Origin of the sequence: Paraburkholderia sp. Cy-641, from assembly GCF_011752945.1 — a bacterium.
Lineage (GTDB): Bacteria > Pseudomonadota > Gammaproteobacteria > Burkholderiales > Burkholderiaceae > Paraburkholderia.
Map to the genome: position 1 here is coordinate 1 of NZ_VWWM01000079.1, position 19,210 is coordinate 19,210.

Annotated in this window: 19 protein-coding genes; 10 read left to right on the forward strand and 9 right to left on the reverse strand. The window is 63.8% G+C overall.

All coding sequences use genetic code 11. From position 1 onward, the window contains the following. The 3 genes from F3J20_RS29060 to F3J20_RS29070 form a co-directional block, all read left to right on the forward strand. On the forward strand, positions 1–366 hold a 366-nt coding region (locus tag F3J20_RS29060), incomplete at its 5' end, for an energy transducer TonB (protein ID WP_167050387.1). 27 nt (positions 367–393) lie between these two features. Further along, complete coding sequence (locus F3J20_RS29065; protein ID WP_167050386.1) at positions 394–1,128, forward strand: MotA/TolQ/ExbB proton channel family protein; 735 nt, start codon at positions 394–396, stop codon at positions 1,126–1,128. A gap of 16 nt (positions 1,129–1,144) precedes the next feature. Next, the gene (locus tag F3J20_RS29070) at positions 1,145–1,564 is read left to right on the forward strand and encodes a biopolymer transporter ExbD (protein WP_167050384.1); all 420 of its coding nucleotides are present in this window, start codon (positions 1,145–1,147) and stop codon (positions 1,562–1,564) included. A gap of 404 nt (positions 1,565–1,968) precedes the next feature. Here F3J20_RS29070 and F3J20_RS29075 read toward each other — a convergent pair whose 3' ends face one another. Further along, positions 1,969–2,964: a LysR family transcriptional regulator gene (locus F3J20_RS29075; protein ID WP_167050382.1), complete on the reverse strand. Its 996-nt coding sequence runs from the start codon at positions 2,962–2,964 to the stop codon at positions 1,969–1,971. 122 nt (positions 2,965–3,086) lie between these two features. Between F3J20_RS29075 and F3J20_RS29080 the strand changes: the two genes are divergently transcribed. The 4 genes from F3J20_RS29080 to F3J20_RS29095 all read left to right on the forward strand — a co-directional run bounded on the left by F3J20_RS29080 (position 3,087) and on the right by F3J20_RS29095 (position 5,533). Beyond that, positions 3,087–3,965, forward strand: coding sequence for a pirin family protein (locus F3J20_RS29080; RefSeq protein ID WP_167285574.1), 879 nt, complete (start codon positions 3,087–3,089; stop codon positions 3,963–3,965). Between the two features lie 139 nt (positions 3,966–4,104). Beyond that, entirely contained in the window at positions 4,105–4,503 is a 399-nt protein-coding gene (locus F3J20_RS29085) for an OsmC family protein (protein WP_167285575.1), read from the forward strand. Between the two features lie 100 nt (positions 4,504–4,603). Then, entirely contained in the window at positions 4,604–5,086 is a 483-nt protein-coding gene (locus F3J20_RS29090; protein WP_167050377.1) for an SRPBCC family protein, read from the forward strand. A gap of 186 nt (positions 5,087–5,272) precedes the next feature. Then, complete coding sequence (locus tag F3J20_RS29095) at positions 5,273–5,533, forward strand: hemin uptake protein HemP (protein WP_167285576.1); 261 nt, start codon at positions 5,273–5,275, stop codon at positions 5,531–5,533. Positions 5,534–5,931: 398 nt separating this feature from the next. Here the strand turns inward: F3J20_RS29095 and F3J20_RS29100 are convergent, their stop codons facing one another. The 5 genes from F3J20_RS29100 to uvrB form a co-directional block, all read right to left on the reverse strand. Next, positions 5,932–7,341: a 4Fe-4S binding protein gene (locus F3J20_RS29100; RefSeq protein WP_167050373.1), complete on the reverse strand. Its 1,410-nt coding sequence runs from the start codon at positions 7,339–7,341 to the stop codon at positions 5,932–5,934. After that, positions 7,338–8,183 carry an FTR1 family protein gene (locus F3J20_RS29105; RefSeq protein ID WP_167050371.1) on the reverse strand — a complete coding sequence of 282 codons (846 nt, stop codon included), beginning with the start codon at positions 8,181–8,183 and terminating at the stop codon, positions 7,338–7,340. Before F3J20_RS29105 ends, F3J20_RS29100 begins: the two co-directional genes overlap by 4 nt. Positions 8,184–8,245: 62 nt before the next feature. Further along, positions 8,246–8,578 carry a cupredoxin domain-containing protein gene (locus F3J20_RS29110; protein ID WP_167050369.1) on the reverse strand — a complete coding sequence of 111 codons (333 nt, stop codon included), beginning with the start codon at positions 8,576–8,578 and terminating at the stop codon, positions 8,246–8,248. A 158-nt stretch (positions 8,579–8,736) separates the two neighbouring features. Then, positions 8,737–9,285 (reverse strand): iron transporter, encoded by a 549-nt coding sequence (locus tag F3J20_RS29115; protein ID WP_167050367.1) that lies wholly within the window; start codon positions 9,283–9,285, stop codon positions 8,737–8,739. A 353-nt stretch (positions 9,286–9,638) separates the two neighbouring features. Next, positions 9,639–11,732 (reverse strand): excinuclease ABC subunit UvrB, encoded by a 2,094-nt coding sequence (gene uvrB / locus F3J20_RS29120; protein WP_167050365.1) that lies wholly within the window; start codon positions 11,730–11,732, stop codon positions 9,639–9,641. A 401-nt stretch (positions 11,733–12,133) separates the two neighbouring features. Between uvrB and F3J20_RS29125 the strand changes: the two genes are divergently transcribed. Then, the gene (locus F3J20_RS29125; RefSeq protein WP_167050363.1) at positions 12,134–13,333 is read left to right on the forward strand and encodes an amino acid aminotransferase; all 1,200 of its coding nucleotides are present in this window, start codon (positions 12,134–12,136) and stop codon (positions 13,331–13,333) included. Between the two features lie 183 nt (positions 13,334–13,516). Here the strand turns inward: F3J20_RS29125 and F3J20_RS29130 are convergent, their stop codons facing one another. Continuing rightward, positions 13,517–14,749: a patatin-like phospholipase family protein gene (locus F3J20_RS29130; protein WP_167285577.1), complete on the reverse strand. Its 1,233-nt coding sequence runs from the start codon at positions 14,747–14,749 to the stop codon at positions 13,517–13,519. Between the two features lie 10 nt (positions 14,750–14,759). Then, the gene (locus tag F3J20_RS29135) at positions 14,760–15,557 is read right to left on the reverse strand and encodes a 3-hydroxybutyrate dehydrogenase (RefSeq protein ID WP_167050359.1); all 798 of its coding nucleotides are present in this window, start codon (positions 15,555–15,557) and stop codon (positions 14,760–14,762) included. 273 nt (positions 15,558–15,830) lie between these two features. Between F3J20_RS29135 and F3J20_RS29140 the strand changes: the two genes are divergently transcribed. Beyond that, positions 15,831–16,802 (forward strand): aldo/keto reductase, encoded by a 972-nt coding sequence (locus tag F3J20_RS29140; RefSeq protein WP_167285578.1) that lies wholly within the window; start codon positions 15,831–15,833, stop codon positions 16,800–16,802. Positions 16,803–16,909: 107 nt separating this feature from the next. Next, positions 16,910–17,755 (forward strand): 23S rRNA (adenine(2030)-N(6))-methyltransferase RlmJ, encoded by an 846-nt coding sequence (rlmJ, locus tag F3J20_RS29145; RefSeq protein WP_167050356.1) that lies wholly within the window; start codon positions 16,910–16,912, stop codon positions 17,753–17,755. A gap of 186 nt (positions 17,756–17,941) precedes the next feature. Here the strand turns inward: rlmJ and F3J20_RS29150 are convergent, their stop codons facing one another. Beyond that, positions 17,942–18,982 (reverse strand): ABC transporter substrate-binding protein, encoded by a 1,041-nt coding sequence (locus F3J20_RS29150; RefSeq protein WP_167285579.1) that lies wholly within the window; start codon positions 18,980–18,982, stop codon positions 17,942–17,944. Positions 18,983–19,210 lie beyond the last annotated feature (228 nt).

Below are 19,210 nucleotides of genomic sequence, written 5' to 3' on the forward strand. Positions count from 1 at the left end.
CCGGCGCCGCCCGCGCCCGCCGAAGCCGCGCCGCCGCCCGCCGCGGCAGCGCCGCCGATCGGCCGGCAGACGATGGAAATCGCCGCGCCGAAGAACGTCTCGCACATCGATTGCAACATCGCGCAGCCCGAGTACCCGATGCTGTCGAAACGGCGCGGCGAATCCGGCACGGCGTACGTGCGCTTCGTGGTCGGTCTGACGGGCAAGCTCGAGAGCGTCGAGTTGAAGAAAAGCAGCGGCTTCAGCCGCCTCGACGACGCCGCGGTCTCCGCCGTGCGCGCGAGCGCCTGCAAGCCCTATCTCGAGAACGGCCAGCCGGTGCGGGCCGTGTACACCCAGCCTTTCAACTTCAATCTGACCGATTGAAGCAGCTTTCAAAAACAGGGAATTGCAATGCAAAACTACGGATTGGCGCACGTGTGGGCGCAAGGGGATTTCGTGACGCGCGGCATCGCGCTTGCGCTCCTGATCATGTCGGTGATGTCGTGGAGCGTGATCGTGGTCAAGAGCTGGAACGTGATGCGCCTGAAGCGTCTCACGAAGAACGCCGAGCAGGCGTTCTGGCATTCGGACGATCTCGCCGACGGCGTGGAAAAGCTCGGCGCCGGCTCCTCGACGCCGCAGGACAATCCGTTCCTCGCGCTCGCGCTGGCGGGCCAGGAAGCGGCCGACCATCATCATCAAACGCAGCCGCATCTGCATGACCGCATGGACGTGTCGGACTGGATCACGCGCTGCCTGAAGGACACGATGGACGAAAGCGTCGCGCGCATGCAGAGCGGCCTCGCGATTCTCGCGTCGATCGGCAGCACGGCGCCGTTCGTCGGTCTGTTCGGCACGGTGTGGGGCATCTATCACGCGCTGCTCGCGATCGGCGCGAGCGGCCAGTCGTCGATCGACCAGGTCGCCGGCCCGGTCGGCGAGGCGCTCATCATGACCGCGTTCGGCCTGTTCGTCGCGATTCCAGCCGTGCTCGGCTACAACGCGCTCACGCGTGCCAACAAGGCGATCGTCGCGAAGCTCTCCCGCTTCGCGCACGGCCTGCATGCGTTCTTCGTGACGGGCGCGCGCCTGTCGTCGTCCAAGCGTAGCCGCGACGGCCTGCGTCTCGCGACCCGCGCCAACTGATCGACGAGGCATTCCGATGGCAATGAGCCCTTTCGCCGGAGACGATGACGACGGCCTGATGAACGAGATCAACATGACGCCGCTCGTCGACGTGATGCTGGTTCTGCTGATCGTCTTCATGGTGACGATTCCGGTGATCCGTCATGCGGTCAAGATCGATCTGCCGCACGCGAGCAGTCAGAAGGAAGACACGAAGCCCGCGCAGGTGACGGTGTCGATCGACGCGGACGGCAACGTGCTGTGGGACAGCACCAAGGTCGACGACGCGGCGCTTGCCGCGAAGATCGCGGCGGCCGCGCAGGCGAACCCGCAGCCGGAACTGCATCTCGATGCGGACCGCAAGGTGCCGTACGAGAAAGTCGCGCAGGTGATGTCGGCGGCGCAGGCAGGCGGTCTCACGAAGATCGGCTTCGTCACGCAGCCCAAAGCGAAGTAACGCCGCATCGGTGTGAAAACGCAAAAAAGCCCCTTGTACAGGGGCTAAAAAAACAAGAGCCAAAAAGTAAAAGGCCTTCATCGTCAGATGAAGGCCTTTTTTTGTGCGCACTCGGCGCCTTCGGGCGGCGGGATCATTTGCCATCGGCCGAAGACTGATAGCTCCTATCACCGCATGCGACAGCCGTGCTCGACACGGACAGCGCGGTCAGCCCTATCAGGCTCGCTATGATAGCGGCCATGAGTTTTCGCATAAGAGACTCCTTAGCGAAGGGATTTCACTATAGGCCCGAGGGCGCGCGCATTCAAGCAAACGGCCATTGAAAGTAACCATGACAGGCCGCGCTTAAATGCTAAAAACGATTTGCGCGACGCGATACGGCTGACGCGCGGGCGATGCGGGCGCTATGAGACAACTGCCGAGGCAGCCGTGGACGCCGCCTGCGCCGCCTTTTCGTCGCGCACCGGACACTCACCCATGATGTGCGTGCCGGAATCCTGATCGAGCATCTCGACCAGATAATCGACGAACGCCCGCACGGCCGGCACCATCCCCTGGCGCGAGACGAACACCGCGTACAGCTGCGGCGTCGGAAAACTCCAGCCCGGCATCACCGGCGACAACTGCCCTGCCCGCAATGCGGCGCCGTACATCATCTCCGGCAGCGCCGAGATGCCGACGCCCGCGAGCACCGCCTCGCGGATCGTCATCAGATCGGCGGTCACGAGGCGCGGCTCATGTTCGTGCACATGGCGCGTGCCGTCGGGCGAGATCAGGTTGTAGACGTGGCGGCCGTCGCTCGTCGGCACGTCGAGCGTTTCGAAGCGGCTCAGGTCGGCCGGCGTCAGCGGCGGTGCATTCTGCTGCAAAAGGCTCGGTGCACCGACCAGCATCTGCTGCGTGCGCCACAGCGGCCGCACGACGATGTTGGCGTTTTGGGGCGGATCGGAGCGCACGCGCAGCGCGACGTCGATCGCGTCCTCGAACAGGTCGACCACGCGATTCGTCACGCGCATGATGACGCGCACCTCGGGATAGCGGTGCATGAACTCCGGCAGGATGACCGACAGGATGGTCTGCGAAATCGTGACCGGCACGCTCACGCGCACGGTGCCGCGCGGCGACGAGCGCAGTTGCTGCACCACGTTGACCGCCGCCTGCGCCTCGCTCAGCATCGCCTGACAGTGCTGATAGAAGAGCTGGCCGGCCTCGGTCAGCGCGAGCTTGCGCGTGGAGCGCTGCAGCAGGCGCACGCCGAGCGACGCCTCCAGCTCCGTGAGCCGCCGCGACAGACGCGATTTGGAAATGCCTAGCACGCGCTCGGCAGCGGAAAATCCGCCATGTTCGACGACCTGCGAAAAGTACATGAGGTCGTTCAGGTTGTGAGAATCGATCTTCATCTCATCGTTCCGTTAGCAGAACAATCCATTGCTTGAAGGTGGCTGGTACCGTGAAAAACGGTCCCTATAATAGCCTCATGTTTCAAAAATAACGCTATTCCCCATTTTTCAAGGTGATATTGATGAGCACGACACGCACGATCGAACGCACGTTCCCGTCGGTTCGCACCGTTGAAGGCGGCGGATTTATCGTCCACCGGCCGTTTCCGACGCGTCTTTTAATGGATTTCGATCCGTTCCTGCTGCTCGACGAAATGGGGCCGGTCGACTACGCGCCTGGCGAGGCCAAGGGCGCGCCCGATCACCCGCATCGCGGCTTCGAAACGGTCACGTACGTGCTCGAAGGCCAGTTCGGCCACAAGGATTCGGCGGGCCACTCCGGCACGCTGCACGCCGGCGACGTGCAATGGATGACCGCCGGCGCGGGCGTCGTGCATAGCGAAATGCCGGACCCGGCGTTCGTGCACACAGGCGGGCGCGTGCATGGCCTGCAATTGTGGGTGAATCTGCCGCGCCGCGACAAAATGATCGCGCCGCGCTACCAGGAAGTCCCGTCGGCGAGCATCCCCGTCGCGACCTCCGCGGACGGCAAGGTGCGCGTGAAGGTGATCGCGGGCGAAGCGCTCGGCGTGAAAGCCGCCATCGAAACGCGCACGCCGATCCTCTATCAGCATTTTTCGCTGCAGCCGGGCGCGACGATCCGCCAGCCCGTGCCGGCCGACTATCGCGTGTTCGCTTACGGGCTGTCCGGCAAGGGCATCTACGGCGAAGGCGAGGCGCGTCGCGAAATCGCCGCGCAAACCATGGTCGTGTTCGAGGACGACGGCGACGCGGTCACGCTCTCGGCCGGCGAGGAGCCGCTCGAAGTGCTGCTGCTCGGCGGCGTACCGCTCAAGGAGCCGGTGGTGCGCTACGGCCCGTTCGTCATGAACAGCGAGGGCGAGATCCGCCAGGCGGTGCTCGATTACCAGGCCGGCCGGATGGGCGCGATTACGCACTGAAACCCGCCGCTGCCTTGGCCGACCACGCCGCGAACGCCTGTAAATTCGGTCACAATAACGCTTTGAGTCGCGCCGCCCGCGGGTTCGTTGCAACGAACCGCGACGCGCGGCGCTTTTTTCGTCTCGCAGAGGAGCACGCATGGCAGAGTCCACCGTCACCGCCCACATCGGCTCGACGAACTTCCAGGTCAGTTTCGACGACGGCAGGCACACGTGGCTCGCCGACGAACCCGCATCGCTCGGCGGTGGTGATCGCGGCCCGACACCCGTCTCGCTGCTGCTGTCGAGCCTCGGCGCCTGCACGTCGATCACGCTGAAGATGTACGCGCAACGTAAGGAATGGCCGCTGGCCGGCGTGCGCGTGAAGCTCTCGCTGGAAACCGGCGACGCGGGCTCCACGATCGACCGTCAGATCGTGCTCGAAGGCGACTTGTCCGACGAGCAGCGGGAACGGCTTCTGCAGATTGCCAATGCGTGTCCGGTCCACAAGATCCTCACGCATACGATCTCGATCCGCTCCGCCCTCGCCGTCGCGTGACGGACGTCCGGCGGACGAGCCCGCGCAAGCGGGCCGCGGAGATCGACAGAGGTCGGTGGATATCGCAACGTTTGCAATGTTTTCATAGGACGCAGCCGTCTTGAATTTCGAACACCTTATCCAGATCAACGATCCGTTGAATCCCTTCGTCGACTCGATGACCCGCGAACAGTTGTGGGAAGGACTCGTGCTGCGCGCCGAGCAGCCGCAACTGTTCGTGATGGGCCTCGACAGCTGCACGATCCTGTCGCGCGAAGGTAATGTCCTCGAACGCGAACTGCACTACGGCCAGGCCACCGTGCGCGACCGTGTCACGCTCGAAGAAAGCCGCAGCGTGCGCTACGACATCCTGCCGACCGCGGACCACGTCGGCGGCTCGCTCACGATGACGATCGAGCAGCCCGACGAATTGCAGCTCTTCCTGCGTTTCGAGTATGCGACCACGCTGCCCGTCTCGACCGATCAGGACGCCGTGCAGACGCAGGAGATCGTCAAGTCGGCGTATCGCGAGAACGATATCGACACGGTACGGCTGATCCGCCAGTACGTGGTGGCGAAGCAGAAACCGGGACCGTTGCATTGAATGACGCACGGGCGCCCCACGCCACGCCACGCCACGCAGGGCCGTGACCACGACGGCCCTCGATCCTCGTACGGCGAGTCGTTCCTCTACCTATCGGAAGTCGAATCCAATAAATTACTCTTTCTTGTAAATAGGAATAGTTATCATTTAGAATCAATCCATCGAATCGACGAACAGCTCAAACGAATGACCGATCTGAACCGCTCCTCTACGCTCGGCCTGCGCCGCCCGGCGGCCGCGCTGACCAGCCGCCCGAAATCGTCGTCGACGGCCAACGCATCGGCCAAGCCGGCCCCGGATCGCAAGAACGCTCCGGGCGAGACACAGGAGCGGGTCGTGCGCAGCGACGCGCTGCTACAGGGTCATAGTCACGTCAGCATCGTCCATAACGGCGAGACCTACCAGTTGCGTGCCACGCGGCTGGGCAAGCTGATTCTGACGAAGTAAGGAACGAGAGGTCAGTACAGGGTATTGTGGGGACCACCTCCCAGAGAGGTGTTAGGCATTAGCCAGCCACGACGGCTTGCACGCGAGAACTAGACCCCTTCGTGCAGACACCAAGCCAGCCGTCGCAGCAAGCCAGGCCGCTTTTTTGGTTCTCACTGGATAGCGGATGCGCCAAACGTCGCGTGTCGCTGAATCGGAAAAATGGAAAAGCCGTGGGATGATGACATCCCGCGGCTTTCTGTTTGGTGCTGCGGTTTTCCGCCTAGGGTTTTCTTTGCCGGTTTTTCCTTTGGCCGATACGGTTCGCTGCGCGTCGGCCGGCGGCTGCGCGGAGCGAGCACCAACGCTAGGCAGTCCGCGAAGCCGCCGGCGCGCGCCGCTCGCCTACTTCCCGCCTACTACTTCGACGCCCAGCCCCAGAACATCAGCCACCACGCGCTATTCACCACGGCCAGCGCCGCGACGAACCACAGCAGCGCCAGCGCGCGCGGCACGAAGCGCTCGCTATAGCGGCGCGTGACGAGCCACGCGAGCCACGCGCTCCACAGGCTCGAAATCACCAGAATCGCGATGCGCAGATCCGACGCCCACCACAGCGGCACGTGTTCGGCGCGCAGCAACGACAGCGTCGTCGCCGAAAGGCCGAGGAACACGCCCGCGCCGGCAATCGGAATCAGCCCCTGCGTCAGATGATGCAGCCGCGTTGCGTCAAAGCGCCCGAGCATGCGCGTCGCGCCCATCAGCAACAGCAGCAGCGCGGTGCCGTAGACGAGCGCCGTCGCGAGGATGTAGCCGATCAGCAGCGAGCCGTCGAGCCATGAGAACACGTCGTTCTGCTCGGGATAATGCGTGAACAGGAACCACGGCGCGTTGGTGTCGAGCGGCCACGTGATGTCGTGATCGACGAGCCATGTCGCGGCGAACATCTTCAGATCGATGAACCAGCGCGAGGCAGTCCAGTGGAACGCGCCGATCGCGATGCCGAGCAGGCCGTAGAGAATCAGCGCGGTGTCCCACGGGTTCGCCTTCTTGTCGCCCAGCTGCACTACTTCCGACGACGGCTTGCGCCACGTCAGCGCAATCGCGTCGCGGTGTCCGCTGCAACGGCCGCACATATGGCAGTCCGCCGCACCCTTCATGTTGCGCAACGGCACGAGCGGCGCGCAGTTGATCGGAATCACGCGATGCCCGTGCTCGCCGTTCGTGTACGAGCGGCGCCAGGCGTCTTCGTCGACCTTGTAGTGAAACGGCGCAAGGCGCGCCAGAAGCGCAAAAACCCCGTTGACGGGGCACAGATACTTGCACCAGACACGCTTCTCGCGTCCGTACAGCAGGCCGATCACGATCGCCGCGAAGGTCGAGCCGCCCAGCACCAGCAGCACCGCTTTCGGGTACTGGTAGACGCTCACCATCTGCCCGTAGATCGTCGTGATGCCGAACGCGACGAAGGGCCAGCCGCCCCAGCGCATCCAGCGCGGAATCGCGCGGCCGCGGCCGAACCTGCTCGCGAATTCGGCGAGCGCGCCTTCGGGGCACAGCACGCCGCACCAGACGCGCCCGAGCATCACCATCGACAGCAGCACGAACGGCCACCAGATGCCCCAGAACACGAACTGCGCGGCGAGCGTCAGGTTGCTCCACAGATGCGCGGTGTCGTCGGGCAGCGGCATCAGCGCGGGCACGATAATCAGGAACGCGTAGACCGCGACCACGATCCACTGGATGCCGCGGATCGCCGCGCCGTGACGCTGCATCCACTGGCCGGCCGCCGCGAGACGGCCCGGCCGCGGCGCCATCACGGTACTCATGCCGCGCGCCCGGCTGCCTGCTGCGCCGGCTTGCGGGTTGCGCGGCGCACGAGCCACCAGACGACGCCCCAATAGACCGCGTAGGCGATCAGGTTCATCAGCGCCGGATGCGCGCGATAGCCGGTCAGCGTCGCGACGAGCGAGCCGAAGGTGCTCGAATCGTCGAGGATCGCCGACGAATTCCACAACTGGTCGACGAGCGTCGGCAGGATTTCCTTGTCGATCAGCTTGTCGACGCCGGTCTGGAACAGGCCCGCGCCGAGGAACAGCAGCATGATTTCGGTGACGCGGAAAAAGAGCCGCCACGAGAAGATCTTGCCGCCGAGCTGCAATACGTAGAAGGTCAGGAACGCGAGCGCGAGACCAATCGCCACGGCCAGCATCTGGCTGCCGTCAACGTGGCCCGACTGGCCGAAGCCGAGGCCGTACAGGAAGATCACCGTTTCGCTGCCTTCGCGCGCGATCGCCAGCGCGACCAGCACCGCGACGCCCCACCAGTTCGAATCGCGCTGGCTCTTTTGCAGCGACTGTTCCATGTCGCGCTTCAGCGTGCGGCCATGCTGCTTCATCCACAGCACCATCTGCACGATCAGCACGCAGGCGATCAGCACCATCGCGGTCTGGAAGTAGTCCTGCGCGTCGCCGGACAGCACCTCGGTGAAACCGACCAGCGCCGCGCCAAGCGCGACCGCCGCGATAATCCCGGCCGCCACGCCGCCCCACAGGTATGGCAGGCCGCGGCGCGCGTCGTCGTCGCCGTTTTTCAACCACGCGTACAGGATGCCGACGACCAGCAGCGCCTCGACACTTTCCCGCCACACGATGAACAGAATCTGACCCATTCAAGCTCTCCTTCGATACTTCTGCTGCCCCGCGCGCGAGCGCGCGCGTGCGAGGCCACTGCTTACTTCGCGACGATCACACCCTGCGCCTGCTGGTGGAAATCGTCGAAAAACTTGTATTCGCCCGGTTCGAGCGGCGCAATCACGACGAACGAATCGGCGCCCGGCGCCAATACCTTCTCCTTGCGCAACTGCACGCTTTCGAATTCGGCCGCGCCCTTGCCAGTGTTGCGCACCTCGATCTTGATGCGCTGCCCCGCCGGCACTTCGATGCGCGCCGGGTTCAGCTTGCCGTCGCTCATTTCGAGCTTGAAGGTCGGCAGGTCGGCTGCGTGAGCCGCGCCCGCCAGCCAGAACGTCGCCGCGAGCATCGCAATCTTTCGGTTGATTCCCATGAGCCTTTCCGGAAAACACGGCACGCCGACCCCGGCTACCACACCGGACGCCGGCGCGCCGTCTGCTGCATTCACCGAGCCGCCCCGGCCGTCGCGCGACCGTGCGTTCAGGCACGGCGACGCGATCCTCGGCGCGGCTCGCGGTCGCTTCGCGGCAATTAATAGCCGCCCTTCTTGCCGATGCCGGCGAAGGTGAAGTCATAGTCGAGCGTGAACGGCTTGAACCACGGACCCACGCCGGTTTCCTTGTCGACGTGGCGGCCGAACGCCGTATGGCCCATCTGCATCGGCGGTTCGACGATCAGCTTCAGGTGGTACTTGCCCGGGCCTTGCAGCTTGACGTTGTCGCCGTAGTGCGGACCGTCGTTTGCGACCATCGGCATCAGGTCGCCCTTCAGCGGCTGGTTCGAGCCGGCCTTCGTCAGTTCGTAATGCACCTGCAGATACGGCATCCAGTCGCCTTCGGCGAAGCCGGTCGGATTGTTCTTGACCGCATGGATGTCGGCCTCGAGGTGGACATCCGAGTCCGATGCCTTGCGCATCATGCCTTCGGGTTCCATCGTGATCGGCTGCAGGTAGACCGCACCGATTTCCATGCCGCCCTGGATCTGTTGCTTGCCGATCGGGTATTCCGCAGCCGATACCGAGAGCGCCGCGACAGCGGCCGCCACGGCTACGCCGCCACGTGCAAATGAAGAAATCCGCATTGAAACTCCTTGTTTTTATCAGACTGGAATCGAATCCATTGGAACAGTGCGCGCAAGCCAGATGTAAATTTAAATGCGAACCATTCTCAATATTGGTCGAGTTTATCATCTATCCCCGGGGAGAACAAACGCGAACGCACGCCAGGCCTTGTGCCGTCAGGGTCTTAAGGCAGATTTAAGGGAACGGGTGCTGGCGGCGGAAATGGGGAGCGATAGTGAAACCGGGGTACACCGCGATGGCGCCGGCCCGGATGCCATGCATTGCGCGGCTGCGGGAGCGCGGGCGAGTCGCTCGCGGGCGGGTGCAACGAACGGGGCGCGGCGTATGGTCGCGCCCCCGGACGAACTGCGCGTCAGTCGACGCCGGACACATGATCGCCGACGTTCGCGCCGAACACGCGCTGGCGCAGCAATGCCAACTGGTCGCGGGTCTGCGCGGCCTTCTCGAATTCGAGATTCTTCGCGTGCTCCATCATCTGCTTTTCGAGGCGCTTGATCTCCTTGGCAAGCTGCTTCTCCGACATGTCCTCGAATTTCGCGCGCGTTTGTTGCTCTTTCAACTCGGCGCGCGCTTCGTCGACGTTGTACACGCCGTCGATGATGTCGCGAATCCGCTTGACCACGCCGCGCGGCGTGATGCCGTTCTCGACGTTGAACGCGATCTGCTTCGCGCGCCGCCGCTCGGTTTCGTCGATCGCGCGGCGCATCGAGTCGGTGATCTTGTCCGCGTAGAGAATCGCCTTGCCGTTCACGTTGCGCGCCGCCCGGCCGATCGTCTGGATCAGCGAGCGCTCGGCGCGCAGGAAGCCTTCCTTGTCCGCGTCGAGAATCGCGACGAGCGACACCTCGGGAATATCAAGCCCTTCGCGCAACAGGTTGATCCCGACCAGCACGTCGAATGCGCCGAGCCGCAGATCGCGGATGATCTCGACGCGCTCGACCGTGTCGATGTCGCTGTGCAGATAGCGCACCTTGATGCCGTGATCGGCCAGAAACTCGGTGAGCTGCTCGGCCATGCGCTTGGTCAGCACCGTGACGAGCACGCGATCGCCGACCTTGATGCGCTCGTTGATCTCGCCGAGCACGTCGTCGACCTGGCTGCGCGCCGGCCGCACCTCGATCTCGGGATCGACGAGCCCGGTCGGGCGCACGAGCTGTTCGGCGACCTGGCCGGCCGTTTTCTTCTCATAGTCGGCCGGTGTTGCCGACACGAACACGACCTGGCGCATCTTGCGCTCGAACTCGTTGAACTTGAGCGGCCGGTTGTCGAGCGCGGACGGCAGCCGGAAGCCATAGTCGACGAGGTTCTCCTTGCGCGCGCGGTCGCCGTTGTACATGCCGTTCAACTGGCCGATCAGCACGTGCGATTCGTCGAGCATCATGATCGCGTCGGGCGGCAGATAGTCGACGAGCGTCGGCGGCGGCTCGCCGGGCGCCGCGCCCGAGAAGTGCCGCGAGTAGTTCTCGATGCCCTTGCAGAAACCGAGTTCCTGGAGCATTTCGAGGTCGAAGCGGGTGCGCTGTTCGAGCCGCTGCGCCTCGACGAGCTTGCCGTCGCCATAGAAGAATTCGAGCCGTTCGCGCAACTCGGCCTTGATCGTCTCGACCGCGCGCAGCACGGTGTCGCGCGGCGTCACGTAATGCGACGACGGATACACGGTGAAGCGCGGAATTTTCTGCCGCACGCGGCCGGTGAGCGGATCGAACAGCTGCAGCGTTTCGACTTCGTCGTCGAACAGTTCGACGCGCACGGCCATCTCGGCGTGCTCGGCCGGGAAAATATCGATCGTGTCGCCGCGCACGCGGAACGAGCCGCGCTGGAAGTCGGCTTCGTTGCGGCTGTACTGCATCGCGATCAGCCGCGCGATGATGTCGCGCTGGCCGAGACGGTCGCCGGTGCGCAACGTGAGAATCATCTGGTGATATTCGGACGGGTTGCCGATACCGTAGATGGCCGAGACGGTCGCGACGATCACGACGTCGCGCCGCTCCATCAGGCTCTTGGTCGCCGACAGCCGCATCTGCTCGATATGCTCGTTGATCGACGAATCTTTCTCGATGAACAGGTCGCGCTGCGGCACGTACGCTTCCGGCTGGTAGTAATCGTAGTACGAGACGAAATACTCGACCGCGTTGTGCGGGAAGAACTCGCGGAACTCCGAATAGAGCTGCGCGGCGAGCGTCTTGTTCGGCGCGAACACGATGGCCGGGCGGCCGAGCCGCGCGATCGTGTTCGCCATCGTGAAAGTCTTGCCGGAGCCGGTCACGCCGAGCAGCGTCTGGAACGCGAGACCGTCCTCGACGCCTTCGACGAGCGTGTCGATGGCCGTGGGCTGGTCGCCGGCGGGCGGATAGGGCTGGTAAAGCCGGAACGGCGAGCCTTCGAACGAGACAAATTTCGATTCGTCGAGCGTGTCTTCGGCTTCAGTCAGATGGTGTTCGGACATGGGGACGGCACCGGGCCTTGGAGCAAAGAACCATTCTAACGGGTTGCGGGAAGCGGGGATCGGGCGCGGTTACGCAGAACAGGCGCCGGGCTCCCTCTTCGCCAAACGGGATCTGCGCGGATTGCCCGCTGCCACACGTGGCCCCGTCGTGCCTGTTTTTCAAGCAAATAATTGCCGGTTGCCCGCCTTGGCGGACGAAAAACGCGGCCGGATTCGTTACAATGCGAAGTTGCGCTCGCTCGCCGCTGCCCGATGGACCGGCCTCGTTTTGCGTGTTTCTCCGTGCGTTTCGCCGCGTGTTTCGCCAGATTCCCGCCAAACGCCCGAAACGCCGCCGACGCCCGAAGCCAGGCCGCCCGCGCGCGACGCCGCCCTCTTTTCACTACTGCTGCCCATCCATCATGTCTCTGTTCTCCGCCGTCGAACTTGCTCCCCGCGACCCGATCCTGGGCCTGAACGAAGCCTTCAACGCCGATGCGCGCGCCACCAAGGTCAACCTCGGGGTGGGCGTGTACTTCAATGAAGAAGGCAAGATTCCGCTGCTGCGCGCCGTGCGCGACGCGGAAAAGGCCCGCGTCGAAGCCGCGCTGCCGCGCGGTTATCTGCCGATCGAAGGTATCGCCGCCTACGATGCGGCCGTGCAAAAGCTGCTGCTCGGCAACGATTCGCCGCTGATCGCAGCGGGCCGCGTCGTCACGGCGCAGGCGCTGGGCGGCACGGGCGCGCTGAAGATCGGCGCGGACTTCCTCAAGCGCGTGAATCCGGCCAGCAAGGTCGCGATCAGCGATCCGAGCTGGGAAAACCACCGCGCGCTGTTCGAAGGCGCGGGCTTCGTCGTCGAATCGTATCCGTACTACGACGCGCAAACGCACGGCGTAAACTTCGACGGCATGCTGAGCGCGCTGAACGGCTACGCGGCCGGCACCATCGTCGTGCTGCACGCGTGCTGCCACAACCCGACCGGCGTCGACCTGAGCGTCGAGCAGTGGAAGCAGGTGGTCGAAGTCGTCAAGGCGCGCAACCTCGTGCCGTTCCTCGACATCGCCTACCAGGGCTTCGGCGACGGCATCGAAGCCGACGCGGCAGCCGTGCGCCTCTTCGCGGCAGCGGAACTGAACGTGTTCGTGTCGTCGTCGTTCTCGAAGTCGTTCTCGCTGTACGGCGAGCGCGTCGGCGCACTGTCGATCATCACGGCCAGCCAGGAAGAATCGGCCCGCGTGCTGTCGCAACTGAAGCGCGTGATCCGCACGAACTACTCGAACCCGCCGACGCACGGCGGCTCGATAGTCGCGGCGGTTCTGGCATCGGCCGAACTGCGCGCCACGTGGGAAGCCGAACTGGGCGAAATGCGCGAGCGCATCCGCGCAATGCGCAACGGCCTCGTCGAGCGCCTGAAGGCAGCCGGCGTCGACCGCGACTTCGGCTTCGTGAACGCGCAACGCGGCATGTTCTCGTACTCGGGTCTGACGGCACCGCAAGTGGACCGTCTGCGCGAAGAATTCGGCATCTACGCGGTGAGCACGGGCCGCATCTGCGTGGCTGCGCTCAACACGCGTAATCTCGACGTGGTCGCCAACGCGATTGCTCACGTGCTGAAGTAAGGCATTGCGCGGCGCGGACCTTGGCCGCGCTGTATTTGATTGCGCTGGATGGCAGACGCCAATGAAAACGGCGCCCTTTTTGAAAAGGGCGCCGTTTTTTTTATTGCCTGAGTAAAGGTAGCGCTGGCGCCAATGCTTCGGCTCTTTCGGCAACAACCCCACCAGCGCGAACTCGATACAAACTCAGCGCGAATCCCGATGGATGTCGTGGGTCACGAACCCCGCATCGTTGTCCGGCATCTCGAGCCAATCGGGCTGCTCGAGGGAATGGCGAATATCTTCGAGGCCGCTTTGCCAGTGCTCGCGCATCGTCGACAGGCCGAACTGGAAGTCCTTGTAGTGGCCTTCGTATTCCTTGTGCCGGTAAATCAGGTGGATCACGTTGTAGCGCTTCGAGCACGACAGATCTTCGGCCAGCTTGCACCACGGGTCGTCGCGCTGCTCGACGGGCACGCGGTCCAGCACCTCGCGCAGCACATGCCGGAAGCGCTGCGAACGCTGCACCATGTCGGTCACGAGACGCGTGCGGCTCGAATACTGGATGTCTTTCATGCGCCCCTGTACGTCGGAGAGACTGTCCGGCACCGGCCCGATCGCGCTCCACAGATCGACCTGAAACGCAAGCGTGTCGCGGCGCGGCGTGGATTGCATCACCTCGTAGAGCGGCGTATTCGACATCAGCCCGCCGTCCCAGTAGTACTGACCGTCGATCTCGACTGCAGCGAAGCCCGGCGGCAACGCACCCGACGCCATGAAATGCTCGGGCCGCAGCGTCGTATGCGTATTGTCGAAATACTCGAAGTTGCCCGTGCCGCAATTGACCGCGCCCACCGACACACGTATCTCGCCCGAATTGATGCGATCGAAATCGCATAGCGATTCGAGCGTGGCTTTCAGCGGCGTGGTGTCGTAGTAGCTGGCCATTTGCGGCGGCCCGGACACCGTGGGCAACGGCGGCGGAAAGCGCGGCACGAAAAAGCCCCGCTGCCCTTCGACGATCGCGCTCATCGCCTGCGCCGCCGTGAATGCCTTGCGTACGGCTTCGCTGGAATTGAAAAACGCGTGTTCGACGAAAGCCGGCACCGGCGGCCCGAAGGCCGGCTGGCAGATCGTTTCCCAGAATTGCAGCAGCCGCTCGACGCGCTTTTCCGGCGGATTGCCCGCAATGATCGCCGTATTCAAGGCGCCGATCGAAATGCCCGCCAGCCAGTTGGGCTCGATGCCGGCCTCGTAAAGCCCCTGGAAGACGCCCGCCTGATAGGCGCCCAGCGCGCCGCCGCCTTGCAGCATCAGCGCGACGGTTTCGTAGTTAGGCAAGTGGAGATGCCGGCGCGGGTGCGTGGCCGGCGCCGGACCGGCGCCCTCCCCGTCGCCGGACACGCCCACGCGCGCCCGCTTGAGATTGCGTTGCGCCATGGGCCTCTCCTTATTGCATGTACCAGCCGTGACTCACGATAAAGGACTGGCCCGTCAGCGCGGCCGTCGGGAACGTGGACAGGAAGAGCACCGTCTGCGCGACGTCTTCGACCGTCGTGAAAATGCCGTCGACCGTGCCGCCCAGCATCACGCGCTTGATCACGTCTTCCTCGCTGATGCCGAGTTCCTTTGCCTGTTCGGGAATCTGCTTGTCGACCAGCGGCGTGCGCACGAAGCCCGGACATACCACGTGCGAGCGCACGTTGTGCTTGGCGCCTTCCTTGGCGAGCACGCGCGAGAGGCCGAGCAGCGCGTGCTTGGCCGTCACGTAGGCGGACTTCAGCGGCGAGGCTTCATGCGAATGAACCGAACCCATGTAGATCACGATGCCGCCGCGATCGTCCTTGTACATGTGCTTGAGCGCCGCTTTGGTGGTCAGGAACGCGCCGTCAACGTGAATCGCCTGCATCTTCTTCCAGTCCGAAAACGAGTAGTTTTCGATCGGATTGACGATCTGGATGCCGGCATTGGAGATGAGGATGTCGATCGAGCCGAATTCCGCTGCAACCTTGTCGATGCCCTGGTTGACCGCCTCTTCGTTCGTGACGTCCATCGCCACGCCGATTGCCTTGCCGCCGCCCGCCCTGATTTCTTCAGCCACGGCGTTCGCGCCGTCCTGGTTCAGGTCGGCGATCGCGACCGCCGCGCCCGAGGCGGACAGAGTCAGCGCGATCTGCTTGCCGATGCCGCTTGCCGCGCCGGTAACCACAGCGACCTTGCCATTCAGATTCGTGTTCAGAGACGACATCCGGAACCTCCATGCAGTTGATGAGCAATGAGACCACAAGGCCGCATGCGGCGTGAAGTCAGCCAAACGGCATAGACCGTTCGGCCGATGCTGCATTGCGGCCAACTTTGCTATTGTGCATGAACCCCGTGAATTCCAGAGGTAAAACACACATCGAGCCGTATCTCTTTAAACTGGACGGCTTCGGACTCAATCCCGGCCTGCGTTTCGTGCTCGACTCACGCCTCAATTTTCACGCCTCAATTTTCGTGCATCACCAACAAGGAGAGAGACATGAATTTCCGACGTCTGGGCCGCTCAGGCCTGCAAGTCAGCGAGCTGTCCATCGGCTCGTGGGTCACCTACGGCAACCAGGTCGATCATCGCGCCGCGCGCGAATCGCTTGCCGCGGCGCGTGACGCCGGCGTCAATTTCTTCGACAACGCCGAGGTCTATGCCGGCGGCAAATCCGAGGAAATCATGGGCCACGCGCTGAAGGAACTGGCGTGGCCGCGCGTGAGCTACGTGGTGTCGACGAAATTCTTCTGGGGTCTGACGGAAGCGCCGAACCAGTACCACACGCTGAACCGCAAGTACCTGATGAACGCGATCGACAGCTCGCTCAAGCGCCTGCAGCTCGATTATGTCGATCTCGTGTTCTGCCATCGTCCCGACCCGAACACGCCGATCGAGGAAACGGTCTGGGCGATGAGCGACATGATCGCGCGCGGCAAGGCGCAGTACTGGGGCACCTCCGAATGGAGCGCCGAAGAAATCCGCGCCGCGTATGAAATCGCCGAGCGGCATCATCTGCACAAGCCGGTCATGGAACAGCCGCAATACAACCTGTTTCACCGCAAGCGCGTCGAGCAGGAATACAAACGGCTTTACGAAGACATCGGCCTTGGCCTCACCACCTGGAGCCCGCTCGCGTCCGGCCTGCTCACCGGCAAATACCGCGCTGGAATACCCGCCGACAGCCGCGCGCAGTTGCAAGGTTACGACTGGCTGCGCAACCAGCTCACCGACCCGGGCAAGAACAACGTGGTCGGTCAGTTGGGCGCGGTGGCCGACGAACTCGGCTGCACGGTCGGTCAGCTCGCGATCGCATGGATTCTGAAGAATCCGCATGTCAGCACGGTAATCACGGGTGCGTCGCGGGTCGAGCAGATCGGCGAAAACATGAAATCGGCCGAAGTGGCCGAGCGCATGACGCCGGAGATCAAGCAGCGGATCGAGGAGATCATCGGCGACGCGCACGAGTGAGCCGCGCAGCAAGCGGATAACCGGCGGCGCGCGCTCGCGTACAATACGCGGCCGCGCGCCACTGTCTCCGCTCCGGCCGGCACGTCCTCTTTCAGCGTCCTCTCATCATGCTCAGTTACCGCCACGCCTTCCATGCCGGCAATCACGCCGACGTTCTGAAACACGCCGTCGTGTTGCAGCTATTGCGCTACCTCGGCCAGAAGGACAAAGCCTACTGGTATATCGACACGCATGCGGGCGCCGGCGTTTACTCGCTGAAGGAAGGCTACGCGACCAAGACCGGCGAGTTCCAGACCGGCATCGCAAAACTGTGGGAACGCAACGATCTGCCGTCGCTCTTCGCCGAATACGTCGACGAAGTAAGCGCGCTCAATGCCGACGGCCAGTTGCGCTTCTATCCAGGCTCGCCGTACATCGCATGGCGGCAGTTGCGCGAACAGGACCGCATGCGCCTGTTCGAACTGCACACGACTGAAATCGACGTGCTGCGCCATAACTTCCGCGACGCGGGACGCCGCGCGATGCTCTACGCGGGCGACGGCTTCGACGGCATCCTCGCGCTGCTGCCGCCGGCGCCGCGCCGCGCGCTGGTGCTGCTCGATCCGTCATATGAGGACAAGCGCGATTACAGTCGCACGCTGCGCTGTGTCGAGGAAAGCCTGAAGCGCTTTCCGACCGGCACCTATGCGGTCTGGTATCCGCAGGTGAAGCGCCCGGAATCGCAGCGCTTTCCCGATCAGCTGAAGCAATTGCAAAAGGACAACTGGCTGCACGTCAGCCTGACCGTCAGCAATCCGCCCGCGGATGGCTTCGGACTTTTCGGCAGCGGCATGTTTATCCTGAACCCGCCGTACACGCTCGCGAAAATGCTCAAGGAGCAGATGCCGTGGCTCGTCAAGACGCTCGGCGAAGACAAGGCCGCAACCTTCAAGGTCGAATATCGGGGCAATTAGGCGGCACACGAGCGATCACCGAACGCTCTCGACACCACAACAACATCGGCTCGCGCAAGCCGATCGCACCGATGTTGTTGTCGCAGACATCAGCCGCGCGCTCCCCCGCTTCTCCGCCGGCTGTTCGTGCATCTCGCACATCCCGGCTCACGCCGGCATCACACGCAACGGCATGACTTCTTTGGCTCACTTCAACTGCGCGGCCGCCTTGCTCGCGAAGTCGTTCGTATAGGTCGCGCCCAGGTCGATCTTTTTCGGATCGAGCCGGTTGTCGAATGACGACAGCGCGCGCAGAGAGGTCGCCGGACCGTCCGCGGGCATCAGGCCATCGGGCGAGTACGCGTCGCGCACGTTGTGAAAGGCCTCCAGGTAGAGCGCCGGATCGCCGAGCAGATAGGCCTGCGGCACCATCTTCAGCAGATCGGCGTCGCTCGCGGTCTGCAGCCAGTGGTTCGCGCGCACGACCGCATTGGTCAGCGCCTGCGTCGTCTTCGGATTCTTCTGAATGAAGCTCTCCGGCGCGTAAAGCGTCGCCGCCGGCATCGTTCCGCCGAACACTGCCTGCGTCCCCTTCACCGTGCGCGTGTCGACCAGTACCTTGATCGCGCCGCTGCGCGTCAACTTGGTCATCATCGGATCGACATTCGATAGTGCATCGATCTGCCCGCTACCCACCGCGGCCAACACCGTCGCGCCGCTGCCGACGCCGATCGCCGAGATATCGCTGCGCTGCACGCCGGCCTTGCGCAATGCCACGGTAAGCACGAGATCCGTCGACGACCCCGGCGCGCTCACGCCGACCTTCGCGCCCTTGAAGTCCGCGAGCGATCTGATCCGATCCGCCTTCGACTTCACCACACCGATGACGATCTGCGGCGCGCGGCCCATCAAGGCAAACGCGCGATAGTGCTGTCCCTTCGCCTGCATGAAGAGCGTGTGCTCGAACGCGCCCGCGCCGACGTCGGCACTGCCGCCCACCACGGCTTCCAGCGCTTTCGAGCCGCCCGCGAAGTCCTCGAGCGTGACGTCCAGGCCTTCGTCCTTGAAGTAGCCGAGCTGCTGCGCGGCAAGCACCGGCAGATAGTAAAGACCGGGCAAGCCGCCGACGGCCATCGTCAGCGTGGTTTTTTCGGGCGTGTCCTTGGCGAGCGCGGCGCCGGACAACGCGGCGAGCGCGAGCAGCATGACGCAGGCGCGTATGGCGCGCCGCATCCAGTGAATCGGCATGTTGACGTCTCCTTGTTCCGTTTTCCGTTCGAAGCGGCGACGCGACGCAAATGCCGCAACCGGGCCGCCAGCGACAAAGCGCGCAACGATTGTCGTCGGACGGTTTCTCGTACGCCATGCGCCCAAACCCCAATGCGGAATCGGCCGGGGTGCGAGGCGGCCCATAGGCGGAAGACGTGGAGACGCTCGATCCGATGCAGCGGGCAAGGATCCCAGCGAGGTGCAACG

Coding starts and splice junctions, on each gene's coding strand:
- rlmJ (WP_167050356.1), top strand. CDS start 16,910: ATGCTCAGTTACCGCCACGCCTTCCATGCCGGCAATCACGCCGACGTT.
- F3J20_RS29080 (WP_167285574.1), top strand. CDS start 3,087: ATGAGCACGACACGCACGATCGAACGCACGTTCCCGTCGGTTCGCACC.
- F3J20_RS29135 (WP_167050359.1), bottom strand. CDS start 15,557: ATGTCGTCTCTGAACACGAATCTGAATGGCAAGGTCGCTGTGGTTACC.
- F3J20_RS29150 (WP_167285579.1), bottom strand. CDS start 18,982: ATGCCGATTCACTGGATGCGGCGCGCCATACGCGCCTGCGTCATGCTG.
- F3J20_RS29105 (WP_167050371.1), bottom strand. CDS start 8,183: ATGGGTCAGATTCTGTTCATCGTGTGGCGGGAAAGTGTCGAGGCGCTG.
- F3J20_RS29075 (WP_167050382.1), bottom strand. CDS start 2,964: ATGAAGATCGATTCTCACAACCTGAACGACCTCATGTACTTTTCGCAG.
- F3J20_RS29125 (WP_167050363.1), top strand. CDS start 12,134: ATGTCTCTGTTCTCCGCCGTCGAACTTGCTCCCCGCGACCCGATCCTG.
- F3J20_RS29110 (WP_167050369.1), bottom strand. CDS start 8,578: ATGGGAATCAACCGAAAGATTGCGATGCTCGCGGCGACGTTCTGGCTG.
- F3J20_RS29070 (WP_167050384.1), top strand. CDS start 1,145: ATGGCAATGAGCCCTTTCGCCGGAGACGATGACGACGGCCTGATGAAC.
- F3J20_RS29115 (WP_167050367.1), bottom strand. CDS start 9,285: ATGCGGATTTCTTCATTTGCACGTGGCGGCGTAGCCGTGGCGGCCGCT.
- F3J20_RS29130 (WP_167285577.1), bottom strand. CDS start 14,749: ATGGCGCAACGCAATCTCAAGCGGGCGCGCGTGGGCGTGTCCGGCGAC.
- F3J20_RS29085 (WP_167285575.1), top strand. CDS start 4,105: ATGGCAGAGTCCACCGTCACCGCCCACATCGGCTCGACGAACTTCCAG.
- F3J20_RS29100 (WP_167050373.1), bottom strand. CDS start 7,341: ATGAGTACCGTGATGGCGCCGCGGCCGGGCCGTCTCGCGGCGGCCGGC.
- F3J20_RS29140 (WP_167285578.1), top strand. CDS start 15,831: ATGAATTTCCGACGTCTGGGCCGCTCAGGCCTGCAAGTCAGCGAGCTG.
- F3J20_RS29065 (WP_167050386.1), top strand. CDS start 394: ATGCAAAACTACGGATTGGCGCACGTGTGGGCGCAAGGGGATTTCGTG.
- uvrB (WP_167050365.1), bottom strand. CDS start 11,732: ATGTCCGAACACCATCTGACTGAAGCCGAAGACACGCTCGACGAATCG.
- F3J20_RS29095 (WP_167285576.1), top strand. CDS start 5,273: ATGACCGATCTGAACCGCTCCTCTACGCTCGGCCTGCGCCGCCCGGCG.